This is a genomic window from Bartonella grahamii ATCC 700132, from assembly GCF_000518085.1.
Lineage (GTDB): Bacteria > Pseudomonadota > Alphaproteobacteria > Rhizobiales > Rhizobiaceae > Bartonella > Bartonella grahamii.
Genome location: NZ_JACX01000001.1, coordinates 42,557 through 61,676, shown reverse-complemented (window position 1 = coordinate 61,676; position 19,120 = coordinate 42,557). Strand labels below are relative to the sequence as shown.

The following is a 19,120-nucleotide window of genomic DNA, read 5'->3' as shown; positions in this document are numbered from 1 at the left end:
AAAAACACATTTTTTGTGCAATTGTACCTAGAATAGTTCTAGAAATAGTTCTATAAGGGATGCCATACATCAATATCTGGTGTAAAATGGTTTCTGGCGCTGATTTCCGCATTTGCCTATGAGAGGGTGGAGGGGGAAATGGATAGCGGAGGTGATTGCGTCTGCGCTCAAGCTGCGACCTTGACTCGTAGTTTGTGTTGTTCATTCCTGGAAATTGGGTGGTTATAGTATGAGGGTGGACAGTCATGACTCAAATTGATAGCTTTAATTGTCGCAGAGTATTAAATGTTGGTGGCAAAGAATATACTTATTATAGCTTGATCGAAGCGGAGAAGAATGGTCTTGAAGGTGTTTCTCGTTTACCGTTTTCGATGAAAGTTATTCTCGAAAATTTGTTGCGATTTGAAGATGGTCGCACAGTTAAAAAAGAGGATATCCTCAATGTTGCTAAGTGGTTAAACGACAAAGGGAGCGCTGGGGCAGAAATTGCTTACCGTCCTGCACGTGTTCTGATGCAGGATTTTACAGGTGTTCCAGCAGTTGTTGATCTTTCTGCAATGCGTGATGCTATGGTTAAACTTGGCGGTAACGCTGAAAAAATCAATCCTCTCATTCCCGTTGATCTCATCATTGATCACTCAGTTATTGTTGATGCTTTTGGCAATTCCATGGCTTTTAAGGAAAACGTTGAGCATGAATATGAACGCAATGGTGAACGCTATCGTTTCCTTAAATGGGGGCAGCAAGCCTTTCAAAATTTTCGCGTTGTTCCTCCAGGAACAGGGATTTGTCATCAGGTTAACCTAGAATATTTAGCACAATGTGTATGGATGAAGAATGAAGAGGGCTGTGAGACGATTTATCCTGACACCTGTGTGGGAACTGATTCGCATACGACTATGGTTAATGGTTTAGGGGTTTTAGGTTGGGGTGTTGGTGGTATTGAAGCAGAAGCAGCAATGTTAGGCCAACCTGTTTCTATGTTGTTACCTGAAGTGATTGGTTTTCGTCTAACAGGTAAACTTAAAGAAGGTGTAACAGCCACCGATCTCGTATTGACTGTGACTCAAATGCTACGCCGGAAGGGTGTTGTCGGTAAATTTGTTGAGTTTTTTGGTCCTGGTTTGGAGCAGATGACGCTTGCTGATCGGGCAACGATTGGAAATATGGCACCTGAATATGGAGCAACATGTGGTTTTTTCCCAATTGATAAGGAGACAGTGCGTTATCTCAATATGACAGGGCGTGATGAAGATCGGATTGCCTTAGTAGAAGCTTACACCAAAGCACAAGGGATGTGGCATGACGAAATGGTGGCTCATCCCATTTTTAGTGATACAATTGAATTGGATATGGGAACTGTTGTTCCTTCTATGGCTGGTCCTAAACGTCCTGAAGGACGTATTGCATTGGAAAACGTTGGGCAGGGTTTTGAGAAGGCATTGGTCGAAGACTATAAGAAGACTTCTGAACAAGATAAGCGTTATCAGGTTGAGGGTGAAGAATATACGCTTGGTCACGGTGATGTGGTGATCGCTGCGATTACGTCGTGTACGAATACATCGAATCCAAGTGTTCTTATTGCAGCGGGTCTTTTGGCAAGAAATGCTGTGGCAAAAGGTCTCAAGAGCAAACCATGGGTAAAAACTTCTCTTGCACCAGGTTCACAAGTCGTTGAAGCTTACCTTCAAAATTCGGGTCTGCAAAAAGATTTAGATGCATTAGGATTTAACTTAGTAGGATTTGGGTGCACAACATGTATTGGGAATTCTGGTCCTTTGCATCCAGCTATTTCCAAAACGATTAATGACAATGGTATAATTGCATCTGCAGTTCTTTCGGGAAATCGTAATTTTGAAGGGCGTGTTTCCCCTGATGTGCAAGCGAATTATTTAGCTTCACCACCGTTAGTTGTTGCACATGCGCTCATCGGGACGGTGTGTAAAGATTTAATCAAGGAACCTCTTGGTGAAGATTCAAATGGCCAACCCATTTATTTGAGAGATATTTGGCCAACCTCTCAAGAAATACAGGAATTCATCGAAAAAAATGTCACGCGTAAGGTTTTTGCTGAAAAGTATGCAGATGTTTTTAAGGGGGATGAAAATTGGCAAAAAGTTCAGATCCCTACGGGTTCTACCTATTCTTGGGATGAGCAATCCACTTATGTACGCAATCCACCTTATTTCGATGATATGCAGAAAACACCTGATATCTTACCAGATATTAAAGATGCACGGATTTTAGGTTTATTTGGTGATAAAATCACGACGGATCATATTTCTCCTGCTGGTTCTATTAAAGCAGCTTCTCCTGCCGGAAAATATTTAATGGATCATGGCGTTAAAGTGGCTGATTTTAATCAGTATGGAACGCGTCGTGGGAATCATGAAGTTATGGTGCGTGGGACCTTTGCCAATATTCGCATTCGTAATTTCATGTTGGGGGAAAATGGTCGAGAAGGAGGTTATACGGTTCATTATCCGTCAGCGGTAGAACAAGCCATTTACGACGCAGCAATGGCGTATAAGCAAGAAGGTACTCCACTCGTTGTTTTTGCTGGTATTGAATATGGCAATGGATCATCGCGTGATTGGGCAGCCAAAGGTACCAATCTTCTTGGTATAAAAGCAGTGATTGTACAGTCTTTTGAAAGGATTCATCGCTCTAATCTTGTTGGTATGGGCATTGTTCCCTTTGTCTTTGAGGAGGGTGTAAGTTGGAAATCTTTAGGCTTAAAGGGAGATGAAAAGGTGACAATTGAAGGAATTCATAACTTGAAACCTCGTCAAAAGACAGTAGCGAAAATTACTTTTTCTGATGGTACGATAAAAACCGCTCCGTTATTATGCCGTATCGATACTGAAGATGAGCTAGATTATTTGCATCATGGGGGAATTTTGCAATATGTCTTGCGTAAGTTAGCCGTTTAAATTCTTTTGTTTGTTAAGGAATATCTATTATTAAGCTATAAAGTTGCGGATCAAACAGTTTGGCTTCGTTTTTTTATGACTATCTTTGAAAATCTAATTGACGTTAGCTTTGGGATTGCGCTATAAGCCACACAGTTATAGGCAGCTTTATAGTTTTGCTTGGGTTGAATTTATTTATATTGGTAGAGTTGTTCTTTAGACTCATTTTACCAAGGTGTTGAAAGAGAGATTATATTTATGGCGAATACACCTTCTGCTCGAAAAGCGGTGCGCAAGGTTGCGGCACGCACACAGGTTAATAGGGCCCGTCGTTCGCGCGTTCGTACCTTTATACGTAAGTTTGATGATGCTTTAGCGGGTGGCGATAAGGCATCTGCAGAGATTGCATTTAAGAATTTTGAGCCTGAAATTATGCGTGCGGTTTCTAAAGGGGTTTTTCATAAAAATGCTGCTGCGAGGAAAGTATCGCGTTTAGCTAAACGTTTGAAGGCTCTCAGCGTTTAAGCTTTTTCTCCTTTATTGAGAATCAAGCCAGTATCCATGAGGATGCTGGCTTTTTGTTTATTATTTCAAAAAGTTTCTATCGAAAATAAGAATCGATAATGATTCTCCTCTTGAAAAAGGAGAGAAAATTTATAGGGGGGAGTATGGTTATCCACAAGCTTTGTGGATTTTTACAGAGTCTTTTTTGTCAAGCATTTTATTTTTTTTTTTAAATCTGAAGAGATTTTTTAATTGTTGGTAAATTTAGAGAAAAAAAATGAATTGAATCAATATTTTTTTCATTCCTCATTGATACAAGCATTTTTTTCGGGTTTTTTGATTTTATTTTGACCTCTTGCATTTTACCTCTGCTGTTTTGTATGGTTCTTATGAAGACTAAAAAGCATGAAGGGGTCACACCAGCACATTGTTCTATATTTTGTTGAGTACAAGATGTTTTGACTTAGGCTTTTCGAAGCTTTTGTGCTGGAAAGGTTTTCTGACGATTTTTTAGTTTTCTGAATAGATATGTTTACCATTTTAGAAGGGTGGGTCATATCATGAGTGCAAGTAAATCTTATTGGTCATCTTTGTTAGTGGGGTTGTGATGAGGCTATCCTAGGGGAGGGTGAGTAATCTTATTTGGGGTAGGGCGTTTTGCCTTCGCTAGATTTATTTTAGCTGTTTGGCAGGACAAAATTTTATTTTTATCAGGATGGAAGATGGTGGATAAATTGAACTCTAAAGCTAGTTCCTTTAAAAGGGTTTCGGTGAATATCCTGTCAGCAGAGAACATAATAAAGAATAGGGTGACGGAGAGTGATGAGGATGTTTGTAGAAATGCTTCTATAGGGCATTCTATTGTTTCAGAGGAGGAAAGTGCGGCGGCTTTTATACGTGTTATGGCGCAATTAAAGGTGCAGGTTGGTGTTGAGGCTTATACCAGTTGGTTTGGACGCGTGAAGCTTGCTGAATATAGCCATACTCTTGTAAAGCTTTCTGTTCCTACTGCTTTTTTACGTTCATGGATTAATAATCACTATGGTTCTCTTTTGACTCATTTATGGAAACAAGAGAATTCAGCAATTCTTCGTGTTGAAGTTATTGTTCGTGGTATGGAACGCGTTTCAAGAGACGTTGTTTGTAAAAGAAGTGTTCCTTCTGTTGTGCTAGAGGAGCAGGCGACTTCATCTTTTGTTGAAAGTTGTGCAGAGCATTCAGTTAAGAATTCTCAAACGGGAGTTTTTGGGTCTCCGCTTGATTCTCGCTATACTTTTGAAAGTTTTGTTGAGGGGGCTTCTAATCGTGTTGCTTTAGCAGCTGCGCGTTCAATTGCGGAGGGGCATAAAAGTGCTTTGCGTTTTAATCCTCTTTTTATTCACGCATCTGTTGGTTTAGGAAAAACACATTTGCTTCAGGCGATTGCTGCTTCTGCATTGAAGCGTTTAACGTCTGCGCGCGTTATTTATTTAACTGCTGAATATTTTATGTGGCGTTTTGCAACAGCTATTCGTGATAATGATGCTCTTTCTTTTAAAGAACAGCTTCGTGATATCGACCTTTTGATTATTGATGATATGCAGTTTTTGCAGGGTAAGTCGATACAACATGAGTTTTGCCATTTGCTTAATATGTTGCTTGATAGTGCAAAACAAGTTGTTGTCGCTGCAGATCGTCCGCCAGCAGAATTAGAATCGCTTGATCTTCGCGTTCGTTCTCGTCTTCAGGGAGGGGTAGCCCTTGAAATTGAAGCACCAGATTATGAAATGCGTTTGCAAATGTTGCGCCAGCGGTTGAAGGTGGCACAACAAGATGATGGCATGGTATCAATTTCTGATGATATCTTGGAATATATTGCGAAAACGGTTTTAGGGTCGGGGCGTGATATTGAAGGTGCATTTAATCAGCTCTTGTTTCGTCAATCTTTTGAGTCTGATTTATCTTTAGAGCGGATTGATGAGTTATTAGGTCACTTGACACGTCCTGGTGAACCTAAGCGCATTCGGATTGAAGAAATTCAGCGTACGGTAGCACGTCATTATAATGTTTCTAAACAGGACTTGTTATCTAATCGTCGAACACGTACGGTTGTGAAGCCACGGCAAGTTGCAATGTATTTAGCAAAAGTATTAACTCCTCGCTCGTTGCCAGAAATTGGGCGTCGTTTTGGTGGACGTGATCATACAACAGTTTTACACGCTGTGTGTAAAATTGAAGATTTGGTTTGTGGTGATCAGACCTTGGCTAAGGAACTTGAACTGCTTAAGCGGTTGATTGGAGAACAGGCTGTATAGTGTTTATCGTTTCTTTCTTTGGAGAAACTTTAAAGAATTTAATGAAAAGATTTATTTTTTCTTATGCAGGAGTGACTTGCCATTTTAAGAGAGGTTTAATAAAGTCTAGCAGGCGATTCTTTGAAGAGGATCTATTTTAATGCTAAGGAATTCTTATAGTTTTTAGTAAATCATACGGGGCTTTTATGCGTATTACAGTTGATCGCAGTCAATTTCTCAAGTCTCTTGGTCGGGTTCACCGTGTGGTAGAGCGCCGTAATACTGTTCCTATTTTATCGAATGTGCTGATTGATGCAGAAAATGGTTCTGTGCAGTTAAAAGCAACAGACCTTGATTTAGAGGTTACGGAATCTTTTGCAGTTAATGTTAAACAAGCTGGAGCAACAACTGTTCCAGCACATTTGCTCTATGATATCATTCGAAAACTTCCTGATAGCAATGAAGTTGTATTATCCGTCGATGAGAATCAGGCAGGTACAATGTCCGTTGTTTCGGGTTGTGCACATTTTCAGCTTCAATGTCTTCCGAAGGCAGATTTTCCAGAGTCGCTTCCTGGGCAGTTTGGTTATCGTTTTTCTCTATCGGCATCAAGCTTAAAACATTTACTTGATTGTACGCAGTTTGCTATTTCTACTGAAGAAACCCGTTATTATCTTAATGGTATTTATTTACATGTTATTAATGACGGTGTTTTGAAATTGCGTTTGGTTGCAACTGATGGTCATCGTTTGGCACAAGTTGAGATGGAAGCTCCTTCAGGAGTTGAGGGAATGCCCGGTGTTATTGTCCCCCGTAAAGCTGTAGGAGAATTGCAAAAACTTCTTTCAGAAGAAAATGATAGCGATGTATGTATAGAGCTTTCAGAGACAAAGATTCGTTTTTCTGTAGGTTCTGTGATTTTTACATCAAAATTAATTGATGGAACATTTCCGGATTATCAACGTGTTATCCCTCTTGGAAATGATAAAGAATTAATTGTTAATAGGCAGGACTTTTCTTCTGCAGTTGATCGTGTTTCAACGATTTCAAGTGATCGGGGGCGTGCAGTTAAATTAACGATTGAGCACAGACAGTTAAGGCTTGTTGTTAATAGCCCAGATTCGGGCAGTGCAGAAGATCAATTATCAGTAACTTATGCATCTGAACCGCTTGAGATAGGATTTAATTCACGTTATCTTTTGGATATTGCTGGGCAGCTTTCAAGTGACGAGATGGTTTTTATGTTGGCTGAGGCTGGAGCACCAGCTCTGATTCGTGATAATGATGATGCGGATGTGCTCTATGTACTGATGCCTATTCGCGTTTAGGGGCAATTGTTTTGCAATGCATGGCCAGTCATGTGCACAAAGTGGCAGTGAGGCAGCTGAAGCTTTTACGTTATCGCAATTATCCTTTTTTCAATATTCATTTTTCTGGTCAGCATGTGGTTTTTACCGGCCATAACGGTGCTGGTAAGACGAATCTTTTAGAGGCGTTATCTTTTCTTTCTCCTGGTCGTGGTTTGCGGCGTGCTGCTTATTCTGACGTTAGCTTTGTAGATGGTGGCGGTGGAGGATTTGTTGTATTTGCGCGTCTTGAATGCGCTCTTTATGGTGAAGTAAAGATTGGTACAGCTTTGGAGGTTAGCGATAACAGTCGAAAAGTCCATATTAATGGTGTGAATGAGTCGGGTGATTGCCTAACAGATTATTGTCATATTAGTGTCCTAACACCGTCCATGGATGGTCTTTTTATAGGTCCTTCGCTTGAGCGCCGTAGTTTTTTGGATCGTATGGTTTTGGCGATTGATCCCTTGCATAGGCGCCGCATAGCCGATTATGATAGAGCTATGCGCGCACGTAATCGTTTGTTTTTAGATGGAAATGAAGATTGTGCTTGGTTTGATGCTTTAGAAAAGCAGATGGCAGAACTGGCGACAGCTATTTCTGCGGCGCGTGTTGATGTTATTCGTCTTTTAAATGATATGTTTACACAAATGCCATCACAGATACCTTTTCCACGAGCTTTTTTGCAAATTGATGGTTTTTTGGAAACAGCTCTTAGTGAAATATCAGCAATTGAAGTTGAAGAAAAATTTTGTGATCGATTGCGGCATAATCGCGCAATGGACCGTGCTGCTGGTCGGACGTTAGAAGGACCACATCGCGCAGATTTGCAGGTTTTTTATGCTGATAAAAATATAGCAGCAACATCGTGTTCAACAGGTGAACAAAAAGCGCTGCTGACAGGTTTAGTTTTGTGTCATGCACGTCTAACAGGTATGATGTCGGAAAAAGCTCCCATTCTTCTTCTTGATGAAATGGCTGCTCATCTTGATTCGCATCGACGTGCTGCTTTATTTGATATTCTTGATGATTTAGCTGTACAAACATTTATGACAGGAACAGATCGTCTTTTATTTGATGACTTAAAAGGACGTGCAGAATTCTTTGAGATTAAGGATGGGGCTTTATTGTCGTAAAAACATGCTAAATATTTTTTTAATAAGTGATAGGTCTAAAAGAAAAGGCATACTATGTCTGAGATGATAACGATTTTAAATGGTCCTAATTTAAATTTTCTAGGTCAACGTGAGCCAGAAATTTATGGAACTGAGACTCTGGAAGATATTGAAAAAAGATGCAGAGAATGGGCAAAAAAAAATGATATCATAATAAATTTTTATCAAAGTAACTGTGAAGGGCAGTTGGTAGCATGGATACAAGAAGCAATAGAGGCAAGTTCTGGATTGATTATTAACCCAGCGGCTTACAGTCATACATCTGTTGCACTTCTTGATGCCCTAAAAATGTTTTCAGGGCCAAAAGTAGAAGTTCATTTATCTCATATTTACCAGCGTGAAGCTTTTCGTCACCACTCTTATACATCTGCAGGTGTAGACGCTATCATAACTGGGTGTGGAGGTGATGGATATTGGTTTGCACTTGAATATATTGCAAAACAATTAAGCAAAACAATTAAATTGTGATAGGTAAAGAATAAGCGTTTGATAAGAGTAATCTAGGCATTGAATTCACTTGATAATTATTTTCAAATCTGTACAATACGAGGTATATATATTTATGACAATTTTTGGTGCATATGACGGGGGTAAATAGAGATGAAAAGCTTTGTTCGACAATTAGAAATGCTTGTGATTTTAGGGGGAGCACTGCTTTTATCTGGTTGTAAAATTGATGTTATACAGCCATCAGGTTATGTTGCACGTCAACAGCTCATTTTGATAGTTGTTTGTGTGGTGGTGATGCTTTGTGTTGTCATCCCAGTTATGGTGAGTGTGGTATTTTTAGCTATAAAATATCGTGCATCGAATATGAAAGCGGACTATTCTCCTGATTGGGCGCATTCAAATAAAATTGAAGCAGTGATGTGGGGTATTCCAGTTGTAATTATAATGGTTTTAGGTTCATTAACAGCTTATTATACCTATAAGCTTGAACCTACAAAACCTCTTCCAGTGGAAGTTGTAGGTGAAAGAAAGCCATTACAGATTGATGCTGTTGCTCTTGATTGGAAATGGATTTTTATTTATCCTGAATATGGAGTTGCATCGATTAATGAGATTTATGCACCTGAAGGACGTCAAGTTTTATTGCAATTGACGTCAGAAAATTCTGTCAATGCTTTTTGGGTCCCCAAATTGGGTACAGTGCTTTATGCTATGCCGCAGATGAATGCTAAGTTGCATTTGGTCGCTGAAGAGCAAGGAGTATTCAAAGGAACCTCAGCAAATTACAGTGGTGATGGTTTTTCGAGTATGCGGTTTAAGTGGCATTCTGTGTCTTTGCAGGACTTTGAGGATTGGATTGTAAAAGCTCGGGCTAATGGTCGAGTACTTGATCGTGCATCTTATCGTCAACTTTCTATTGCGCCTCGTATGGGTGATATTGCTGCGAAGAAAAAAGATGCTGAAGTTCGTTATTTTGCACCTGTGGAGAAGCGCCTTTACTATCGTGTTGTTAATCGATGTGTCGATGAAAATACGGTATGTAATGAGGATTTAATGAAACGTGCTGCTGCTCAGACGCTATGGGGTGCACTATGTTCAGTATTTGATCCTGATGTTATTTAAAGGGTCAGTAAAGAAAGAGCCCTTTTAACATAAGGTTTCTTTTAAACTTGAATTTCATTTGAAATGGGTTGAGAAATGTTTGGAAGACTTACAGATCCTACGGCAGGTGCTTTTCATGCACTTGCACATGAGCCGATCGTTTTATACACGTGTATTGCGATTGTTGTGGTTGGTTTAATTGCTGTTGTTGCTCTAACAGCACTTGGGTGGTGGGGGATTCTATGGCGAAATTGGATTACAACTGTTGACCATAAACGCATAGGCATTATGTATATAGTTCTTGGAATTATTATGCTTGTTCGCGGTTTTGCGGACGCACTCATGATGCGAACACACCAAGCTTTAGCTCTTGGGAGTGAAAGTGCAGGTTATTTGCCCCCTGACCATTTTGATCAAATTTTTTCGGCGCATGGCACTATCATGATTTTTTTCATGGCCACGCCTATTTTATTTGGTCTTTTTAATTATCTTATACCGCTTCAAATTGGTGCGCGTGATGTTGCTTTTCCCTTTGCAAATAATCTAGGTTTTTGGATTACGGCTGCAGGGGCAATATTGATTAACATATCCCTAGGTGTTGGGAATTTTGGTCGTGGTGGCTGGTTGATGTATCCGCCTTTTACAGAATTGCAAACGAGTCCAGATACAGGGGTAGACTATTATTTATGGTCACTTCAGCTTTCTGGTATTGCGACAACAATGGGGTCAATCAATTTTATTGCAACCATTATTAAAATGCGTGCTCCTGGAATGACAATGATGAAAATGCCTATCTTTTGTTGGAGCGCTTTTGTTAGCAATGTTCTTATTGTAGTTATTTATCCCGTTTTAGCTGTAACATTTGCACTCTTGTCATGTGACCGTTATTTGAATATGAATTTCTTTACCAATGTTGCTGGTGGAAATCCGATGGTATGGATTAACTATGTTTGGGTTTTTGGTCATCCTGAGGTTTATGTTTTGGCTGTTCCTGCTTTTGGAATTGTTTCTGAGGTGGTATCAACTTTTTCTTCAAAACGCCTCTTTGGTTATACTTCAATGATATGGGCTATGTTGGTTATTTTAATTCTTTCGCTTCTTGTTTGGGGACATCATTTCTTCACAATGGGTGGTGGGGAAGCTGTAAATACCTCCTTTAGTATTGCGACAATGATCATTGCCGTTCCAACGGGTGTGAAGGTCTTTAATTGGCTGCTAACTATGTATAAGGGGCGGATTCGCTTTGAGCCTCCAATGCTTTGGTGCATGGGCATGATTTTTACATTTGTTGGTGGTGGATTAACCGGTGTTTTATTATCTATTGTGCCAGCTGATTGGCAGTTTCATAATTCGCTGTTTTTGGTAGCGCATTTCCATCATACAATTATTGGAGGTGTCGTTTTTGCTTATTTAGCAGGGCTTGCTTTTTGGTTTCCAAAAGTTTTTGGTTATAAACCAAATCGCATACTAGGCATTGCATCTTTTTGGTGTTGGTTCATTGGTTTTTATCTTGCCTTTTTCCCAGTCTATGCGCTTGGTTTAATGGGGGCGACGCGTCGTCTTCAGCATTACATGGAACCTAGCTGGCAGCCAATGTTTATTATTGCTGCTCTAGGTGCTTTTATTATTTTGCTTGGTATCCTTTGTTTTGTGCTGCAAGTTGTTTTGGCGATTTGGTACGGTATCAAACATAAGGGACGTTTACCTGTAACATTAAATGATTCTTGGGGTGATGCACGGACTCTTGAATGGTCTATCTCTTCACCGCCTCCTTCTTACAATTTTGCAATAGTTCCGAAAATACAGTCTGATGACGCTTATTGGAATATGAAGAAAAGTGGTTATCAACGTCCTACCAGTGGATTTACAAAAATTCATATGCCGTCCAATACATCGGCTGGAATTATTGCGGGATTCTTCTCATTAGTTGTTGGTTTTGCGCTTGTCTGGCATATTTGGTGGCTTGTTGCGGTCGGCTTGATTGGTTTTATTGCAACGCTTGTGTGTCATTCATTAACAGGTGACCATCATGGTTATTATATTCCGGCTGAAGAAGTACAAAAAACTGAAGATGCCTTTACAGCTGTTCTTAAAGAACAAGGAGTGACAGTATGAGTGCAGTAACAATAAATAATGTGAGTGCTGTGGATGAACATCACCACGATAATAGTTCGGTAATGACGTTTGGTTTTTGGGTCTATATTCTTTCAGATTTGATCCTGTTTTCGACACTTTTTTCAAGTTTTGCTGTTTTTTCTGCTTCTTATGGTGGTGGTAAGGCGGGCAATGAGTTTATTGATTTAAAATTTGTTTTGGTTGAGACTGCTTTCTTGTTGTTTTCATCCGTCACTTATGGTTTTACAATGGTACAAGCACATAAAAATAACATCAGTGGTGTGCGTTTATGGATGGCTATTACCTTTGTATTTGGCTGTTGCTTCATTGGTATGGAACTTTACGAATTTCATGAACTTTTGGGTGAGGTCTTTTATTACGATCCAAATGCTTATGCTGGTATTGATCCTGCAACAGGTTTACAGCTTTTTGGTCGGGAGATTCTCTCTGCTTATTGGTCAGCATTTTTTGCTTTGGTTGGCACCCATGGACTTCACGTAAGTGTTGGTCTTCTTTGGATGGTTGTGATGTTTTTTCATCTTCGTCGTAATGGCTTGGATCAGAACAATAAGACACGTTTAGCATGCCTTTCCATTTTTTGGCATTTACTTGATATTGTATGGGTTGGTGTTTTCACCATGGTTTATCTATTAGGAGCGTTGTGATGAGCATGCAAAATGAAACACATGGTCCCAGTACTGGTTCATATTTAGTCGGTTTTATTCTGGCTGTATTTTTCACTTTGGGTTCTTTTGTTCCTGTGATGTATGGAATGATGGAAAGTTGGGCAGTTAGTACAAAGGTTGCGTATCTTCTTGGGATGGCGATTATTCAGATTATAGTACAAATTGTTTTCTTTTTGCACTTGAATTCTGGTCCAGATGCCAAGTGGAATTTAAGCGCGTTGTGGTTTGCTGCTATTTGCGTTTTTGTTATTATTGGGGGAACTTGGTGGGCTATTTCTCATTTGAATTATAATATGATGGGTGGCTCAGGACGTGTTATTGAACCGGAAATATCAAGTAGAGATGATTCTTCAGTATCTGAGCAGTTATCAAACAAAGATATATCCGTAAGAAAACAGCCAGAAAAGATACAGGGCTCAGAAATGCCCATGGAGCAGGGGTTAAGTACGCAAACTCCTGTAGATCAAGTTCCTAGTTCAGAAATGCCCATGGGGCAGGGGTTAAGTACGCAGTCTCCTGTGGAGTAATTGTTAGAAATATCTGTGGAGCTGATGCAGCATGTATCAGCTCTTACAAGAAATTCGTAGGATATTAAAGAGGGGTAGGTACAAGATATCAGTATATCAGTGGAATGAGTATCATGATTTTGAATGTACTTTTATTTCAAAAGAGAAAGTCCACGGAGTATTGAGTCAAGCTTTAATTTTTGAGACAAATAGCTATTTGTAGAATATACAAAAAGTGATGTCTATGCAATTTACTACAAAGAAAGAGAATGTGAGAAACAAGTTTTTATGTTGTGTGGAATAAAAGCTACGAAGCGGTAACGTTTTTATAATTTACAGAATTTATATTAAAGATAGCATTAAAGTTATTTGTAATAATAATATGCACTTGAAATCAAAAGTTTAGAGAATAATCAGAAAACTTAATGAAAACCGTTGCAATGACAATTATTGGTGCTGGTTCTTTTGGTACTGCATTAGCGATTGCTCTTGCCCGTAATGGTCATAATGTTTTACTTTGGGGATATAAACCCCAACATATCAAAGAATTACAGGAACAACGTTGTAATCAAGTATATTTACCCGATATTCAATTTCCTGAAAATTTATTACTTGAAGCTTCGCTTGAAACTGCAATAGCAGCAAGTCACAATATATTAATCGCTGTTCCAAGCCATGTATTTCATCAAGTTTTGTATAATATTCAGCCTTATTTAGATCAGCATTCACGCGTTATTTGGGCAACAAAAGGTTTAGAACATGGTACCGGACGTTTCTTACAAGAGGTTGCTCGTGAGATTTTAGGTGAAAAAATTCCTTTAGCAGTTTTTTCTGGACCAACTTTTGCTCAAGAACTAGCTATTGGTTGGCCTACTGCAATGACGATAGCAGCTTCTGATGTTGAGTTTGGTAAAGAATTGCAGCAATTTTTTCATTGTGACAAAAGTTTTAGAGTTTATAAAAGTTCAGACATGATTGGTGTTCAATTAGGGGGAGCAGTCAAAAATGTTATTGCTATTGGTGCAGGAATATCAGACGGTATGGGGTTTGGGGCAAATGCACGAATAGCTCTCATCACACGAGGACTAGCTGAAATCAGTCGTTTAGGGGGGGCTATGGGTGCTGAGCTTTCTACATTTATGGGAATGACAGGCTTAGGTGATCTGGTTTTGACATGTACGGATAATCAGTCGCGTAATCGCCGTTTTGGAATACTTCTTGGTAAAGGAGTAGATATAAAAGAAGCAGAAAAACAAATTGGTCAGGTTGTGGAAGGGTACTTAAATACCAAGGAAGTACATACGTTGGCGCAACGTATTGGGGTAGAAATGCCCATTGTAGAACAAATTTATCAAATTCTCTATTGTGGTAAAAACATAATTGAAGCGGCGCACACATTACTAAGCCGTACTCTCAAGGATGAAATACAATGATATCTTTTTTTTAAATGATTCCAATCGTAAAAAAATAGAAACATGCTATGAAGACATATAAAATAGATTGTATTGATGGTTGTATAAGACAGTCATATTCGAGCAAATTATAGATTCATATCATTCGATTCTTTATGAAACATGGATGAAATATAAAAGTTTTGGCTTTTGTCTAAGAACTATCTCTTTGAAAATAAATTATCGTTTCCACTTACACATGTTTATGTAATGTAATGAATTTATGCAATGTAATGAACAAGATATTTTGATTTTCTCTTAAATTCATCTCACAATGATATTTGCAAACAGAATAATACAAGACTCATTAGGTGGAAGCATCTTATTTATGTAACGTATAAGCTAAAAATATCATTGCTATTATCCAATTTTCAATATTATTTGCTGCGTGTAATAGCGTTTATATCTCGATAGGGGCAGGGATATCGTGTGTTTCTGTTTGTGTAATTCTTTAAAACAAGAAGACAATCTAATTTGGGAAGAAGATGAAATTTTAAAGATGAAAACCAGTTTCCATTTCTACCATCATTTTTAAATTCAGTTTTATGCTATCTAAAGCATATCTTTTAAATAATGGAGATTACCTCACACTTTGATGTGTCAGGTAAAATAGAACGCCCAAAATAAAACACTATTGCTGTTCTATATTCACGCGCTTGTTTTAAAGAGACTTCTCTTAAAACTCCCAAGCCCAATTCGCGACGGTGACCGTGAATAGTGTAACGATAAAGCCATTGTGCACATCCCCATCTTTACCTTTACGAAGGAGGAAGCCGAGCATCATCACACATCCTACCAGCCCCCAATGTTGAGACAGCTCTTGGCACTTGAGGCTGTTCAGTAGAGATGTTTACGCCTTTTATTTTCTCACATGTCAATTCTATTTTTTATATGCAAGAAATGACTTTTGGAATTATAAATTTGAAAATCTAAAATTGAAAAAATGTTATTGTACTTGTTTGTGGCTGTCATTTAAACTGAAAAAATAATGTGATTATAAAGATAACAAATTGATTTGTATGAATAATTCATTTTATTTTTGTATTAAATTAATTAAAAATATGTATTTTCTTGTCACAAGCGGGTTAGTATGTGGATAAAAATTATTAAAAATACTTCTAATGAATCATCTCAAGTATCAAGGGGTGTTTCAACATTAGAACATGGCAAGTAAAATGATAGTGTCGGTTTGTCATTTGTATAAACATTAAAATGGTGGAGAAAAAAGGATTTATGTACTTCACGGGGATTTTATACGTTCTACAGATACCATTGTGAAATGGAATTGCGTGTATTGAGGGATATCTTTTAAAAAAATGCATGAAGGAGCAACAGCCGTAGTGTTTTTGGGCGTTCTATTTTACCTGATATATCAGAGAAATGCTTTCATGAAAGAACGAGAAAAATAAAGGTGTGAGGTAAAGCGTAATCTCCATTATTAAAAAAATATTGATGTGGATGCTTTTAAAACTGTAAAGCCTCATTAAAGAATAATAGTAAGGCTAATGATTGATTTCTTTACGTCTTCATATTCTTCCTAAATTAGATTGCTTTTGTGTTTCAAGAATAAATAAAACGGTAGGCAATATTTTTTTCAATCTGGTATACAAAAGCTGAAGCTAAGGATTTTAATAATCCTCTAATCTCTGTTTCAAACTGCGATGGCATGAGGGCTGAGGATTGATTTATAAGCAACAGCAAAAGCGTATGCTTTAGTAAGGTAAATAACGTCATAAAATACAAAATTTTTCAACCATGGATTGAAGAAATATTCGGATTTTTATAAAATACTTTGCAAAACAAGGCATTTGGTTTTGTATTATACTTATTCTTATAAAGACCTGCACACGTGTCTTACGTCATATTTTCTAAGTGCGATAATTTTTATTCTTCTTGAGTATCATCACTTTTTTTCAGTTCTTCAAGTATTGGCATAGACATGATGTTATAGCCTGAATCAACATAATGGATTTCACCTGTAACACCTGATGATAAGTCAGAGAGTAGATAAAGAGCAGATTTTCCAATTTCATGAATATTTACGGTACGACGTAATGGGGCATTACGGCGTTGATGTGAAAATATTGCACGTGCAGCTGCAATACCATTACCTGCTAAAGTTCTAACAGGACCAGCGGAAATCGCATTGACACGGATATTTTGAGGACCAAAGTCCGCTGCTAGATAACGTACCATAGCTTCTAGAGCTGCTTTAGCAACACCCATGATGTTATAATTAGGCACAACTTGCTGTGAAGCACCATAGGTAAGAGTTAAAAGTGTTCCTCCATTGGGCATAAGCCTACCCGCGTGCTGGGCAATTTCAGTAAAGGAATAAGCTGAAATAACCATCGTGCGTTGAAAGTTTTCACGTGTTGTAACATCAACGTAACGCCCTTTTAGCTGAGTTTTGTCTGAAAAACCAATGGCATGGACAATAAAATCAATTGTTGTCCATTCTTTTTCAAGTTGCTCAAAGACGTAGTCAATATTTTCAATTTTTTCAACATCACACTCTAGCACTAATTTGCAGCCAAGTTTATCAGCTAGAGGCTGAACACGTTTTCCAAAAGCATTCCCTTGATAAGTCAATGCTAATTCAGCTCCTGCTTGTGCGAGCTGACAGGCAATGCCCCAAGCAATTGAATGGTCATTCGCAATCCCCATAATAAGGCCACGTTTGCCCTCCATCAAACCTTTCATATTATTCTCCGTAAGACCGTACTTTTTTCAATTACTAAGAACTTTTGTTTATTCATAGCGTTGGAAAACAAGCGTTGCATTGGTACCGCCAAAGCCAAAAGTATTTGACAATACGGTATTCAGTTGTTGATGATCACGTCGTTTACGAACGATTGGCATATCAGCAAAAGCTGGATCAAGTTCTTCAATATGGGCACTTTCACAAATAAAATTATGCTGCATCATTAACAGTGTGTAGATTGCTTCTTGAACACCAGCTGCACCCAAGGAATGACCAGTCAGAGATTTTGTGGCAGAAATTGGCGGGCATTGATCACCTGCTCCGAAGATACGGCGGATCGCTTCTATTTCAGGGGGATCACCAACAGGTGTTGCTGTTGCATGGGGATTGATATAATCAATCTTATTTTTGACGGTTGCAAGTGCCATGCGCATGCACCGCTCTGCTCCCTCACCCGATGGAGAGACCATATCGTGTCCATCGGATGTAGCGCCATAACCAACAATTTCTCCATAGATTTTTGCACCACGTGCTTTAGCGACTTCTAGTTCTTCAAGAACCAAAACGCCAGCACCACCAGCAATAACAAATCCATCACGATTAGCGTCATAAGCACGCGAAGCTTTTTCTGGTACATCATTATATTTGCTGGACATAGCACCCATAGCATCGAATAAAACAGATAATGTCCAATCCAGATCTTCGCAACCACCAGCAAAAATGCGATCTTGTTTTCCATATTGTATTGTTTCATAAGCATTGCCGATACAATGATTGGATGTAGCACATGCGGAAGAGATTGAATAGTTTACGCCCTTAATTTTAAAAAAAGTTGCAAGTGTTGCGGATGCCGTAGAACTCATCACTTTAGGCACAACAAAAGGACCGATGCGTTTTGGACCTTTTTGGCGTGTAATGTCAGCAGCTTCTACGATTGAATGTGTTGAAGCACCTCCAGAACCCATAATAATACCCGTGTGTTCATTCGATACTTCATGCGGTTCTAGACCCGCATCAGCAATTGCCTGATCCATAGCGATGTGATTCCATGCTGTTCCACGTCCATGAAAACGTAGAGCACGCCGATCTACGAGTTCTTCTATATTAATATCGGGTTTGCCGTAAACTCTGCTACGAAAGCCTAATTGGGCATATTGAGGTGCGTAAGAAATTCCGGATTTTGCTTCACGTAAACTGGTTAAAACAGCTTCAGGTCCATTTCCAATCGCGGAGACAATTCCCATTCCGGTTACAACAACTCGACGCATTCATACCTCCTCGTTCCATACAGAATAGTGAAAAGTTCTTTCTGACGGAAATAACGTTCAATCTTCTTTGAATAAAGCAACGCGTAAATCATTCGCCTTATAAATAGTTTCTCCATCTGCTTTTAGCCACCCATCAGCTATTCCTAAGACTAAATTTCCACGTCGAATACGCTTAAAATCTATTTCATATTCAAGAATTTTGGTTTGTGGAGTTACCATCCCTGATAACTTTACTTCACCTGTTGATATCGCTCTTCCTTTTCCTGGTTCGCCTAGCCAACCAAGAAAAAAGCCTGTTAATTGCCACATACCATCTAGTCCAAGACATCCCGGCATGACGGGATCGCCTATAAAGTGACAATTAAAGAACCACAGGTCTGGTGTAATGTCAAATTCGGCGCGAACCATTCCTTTATCGTATTTACCATCAGTTTCACTAATTTGAGTGATTCGATGAATCATCAACATTGGCGGTGCTGGCAATTGCGCATTACCTCTACCAAACATTTCGCCGCGAGCGCAGCTTAGAAGCTCTTCATAAGTGTAGCGAGACTTTTGTTCAGCCATTGTTACTCCATTTATTTGCATATATTTTTATTTCTGCGCTTTTCCCAACCTACTTTTAGAGC

14 protein-coding genes and 1 pseudogene are annotated in these 19,120 nt (G+C 38.9%); 11 read left to right on the top strand and 4 right to left on the bottom strand.

Translation table 11 applies throughout. The features are described 5' to 3' along the window. The first annotated feature begins 245 nt into the window (after positions 1–245). The 11 genes and pseudogenes from acnA to gpsA all read left to right on the top strand — a co-directional run bounded on the left by acnA (position 246) and on the right by gpsA (position 14,501). Positions 246–2,933: an aconitate hydratase AcnA gene (gene acnA, locus U736_RS0100230; RefSeq protein WP_012754536.1), complete on the top strand. Its 2,688-nt coding sequence runs from the start codon at positions 246–248 to the stop codon at positions 2,931–2,933. A 237-nt stretch (positions 2,934–3,170) separates the two neighbouring features. Continuing rightward, positions 3,171–3,437 carry a 30S ribosomal protein S20 gene (gene rpsT, locus U736_RS0100225; RefSeq protein WP_012754537.1) on the top strand — a complete coding sequence of 89 codons (267 nt, stop codon included), beginning with the start codon at positions 3,171–3,173 and terminating at the stop codon, positions 3,435–3,437. A 701-nt stretch (positions 3,438–4,138) separates the two neighbouring features. Continuing rightward, entirely contained in the window at positions 4,139–5,710 is a 1,572-nt protein-coding gene (gene dnaA / locus U736_RS0100210) for a chromosomal replication initiator protein DnaA (RefSeq protein WP_026500129.1), read from the top strand. A gap of 185 nt (positions 5,711–5,895) precedes the next feature. Beyond that, positions 5,896–7,017, top strand: coding sequence for a DNA polymerase III subunit beta (gene dnaN / locus U736_RS0100205; protein WP_012754539.1), 1,122 nt, complete (start codon positions 5,896–5,898; stop codon positions 7,015–7,017). Between the two features lie 20 nt (positions 7,018–7,037). Continuing rightward, positions 7,038–8,171 carry a DNA replication/repair protein RecF gene (gene recF, locus U736_RS0100200; protein ID WP_012754540.1) on the top strand — a complete coding sequence of 378 codons (1,134 nt, stop codon included), beginning with the start codon at positions 7,038–7,040 and terminating at the stop codon, positions 8,169–8,171. A 54-nt stretch (positions 8,172–8,225) separates the two neighbouring features. Then, positions 8,226–8,678: a type II 3-dehydroquinate dehydratase gene (gene aroQ, locus U736_RS0100195; protein ID WP_026500128.1), complete on the top strand. Its 453-nt coding sequence runs from the start codon at positions 8,226–8,228 to the stop codon at positions 8,676–8,678. Between the two features lie 132 nt (positions 8,679–8,810). Next, positions 8,811–9,782, top strand: a complete 972-nt coding sequence (gene cyoA, locus U736_RS0100190) for a ubiquinol oxidase subunit II (RefSeq protein WP_012754542.1) — start codon at positions 8,811–8,813, stop codon at positions 9,780–9,782. A 75-nt stretch (positions 9,783–9,857) separates the two neighbouring features. Beyond that, positions 9,858–11,876, top strand: a complete 2,019-nt coding sequence (cyoB, locus tag U736_RS0100185; protein WP_012754543.1) for a cytochrome o ubiquinol oxidase subunit I — start codon at positions 9,858–9,860, stop codon at positions 11,874–11,876. Next, on the top strand, positions 11,873–12,541 hold the full coding sequence (locus U736_RS0100180) for a cytochrome (ubi)quinol oxidase subunit III (RefSeq protein ID WP_012754544.1): 669 nt from the start codon (positions 11,873–11,875) through the stop codon (positions 12,539–12,541). The genes cyoB and U736_RS0100180 overlap by 4 nt, the downstream gene beginning before the upstream one ends. Next, positions 12,541–13,086 (top strand): annotated as a pseudogene (gene cyoD / locus U736_RS10710) (cytochrome o ubiquinol oxidase subunit IV); the annotation flags it as partial. The gene U736_RS0100180 and the pseudogene cyoD, both read left to right, overlap by 1 nt. A 407-nt stretch (positions 13,087–13,493) precedes the next feature. Continuing rightward, complete coding sequence (gene gpsA, locus U736_RS0100170; RefSeq protein WP_012754546.1) at positions 13,494–14,501, top strand: NAD(P)H-dependent glycerol-3-phosphate dehydrogenase; 1,008 nt, start codon at positions 13,494–13,496, stop codon at positions 14,499–14,501. 584 nt (positions 14,502–15,085) lie between these two features. Here gpsA and U736_RS13050 read toward each other — a convergent pair. From U736_RS13050 to fabA, 4 genes are all read right to left on the bottom strand, one after another. Further along, positions 15,086–15,214 (bottom strand): hypothetical protein, encoded by a 129-nt coding sequence (locus U736_RS13050; protein ID WP_342210369.1) that lies wholly within the window; start codon positions 15,212–15,214, stop codon positions 15,086–15,088. A gap of 1,189 nt (positions 15,215–16,403) precedes the next feature. Next, entirely contained in the window at positions 16,404–17,222 is an 819-nt protein-coding gene (fabI, locus tag U736_RS0100165; RefSeq protein WP_012754547.1) for an enoyl-ACP reductase FabI, read from the bottom strand. A gap of 48 nt (positions 17,223–17,270) precedes the next feature. Further along, on the bottom strand, positions 17,271–18,491 hold the full coding sequence (gene fabB / locus U736_RS0100160) for a beta-ketoacyl-ACP synthase I (RefSeq protein ID WP_012754548.1): 1,221 nt from the start codon (positions 18,489–18,491) through the stop codon (positions 17,271–17,273). Between the two features lie 57 nt (positions 18,492–18,548). Beyond that, positions 18,549–19,058 carry a 3-hydroxyacyl-[acyl-carrier-protein] dehydratase FabA gene (gene fabA, locus U736_RS0100155; protein ID WP_012754549.1) on the bottom strand — a complete coding sequence of 170 codons (510 nt, stop codon included), beginning with the start codon at positions 19,056–19,058 and terminating at the stop codon, positions 18,549–18,551. Between the last annotated feature and the right edge of the window lie 62 nt (positions 19,059–19,120).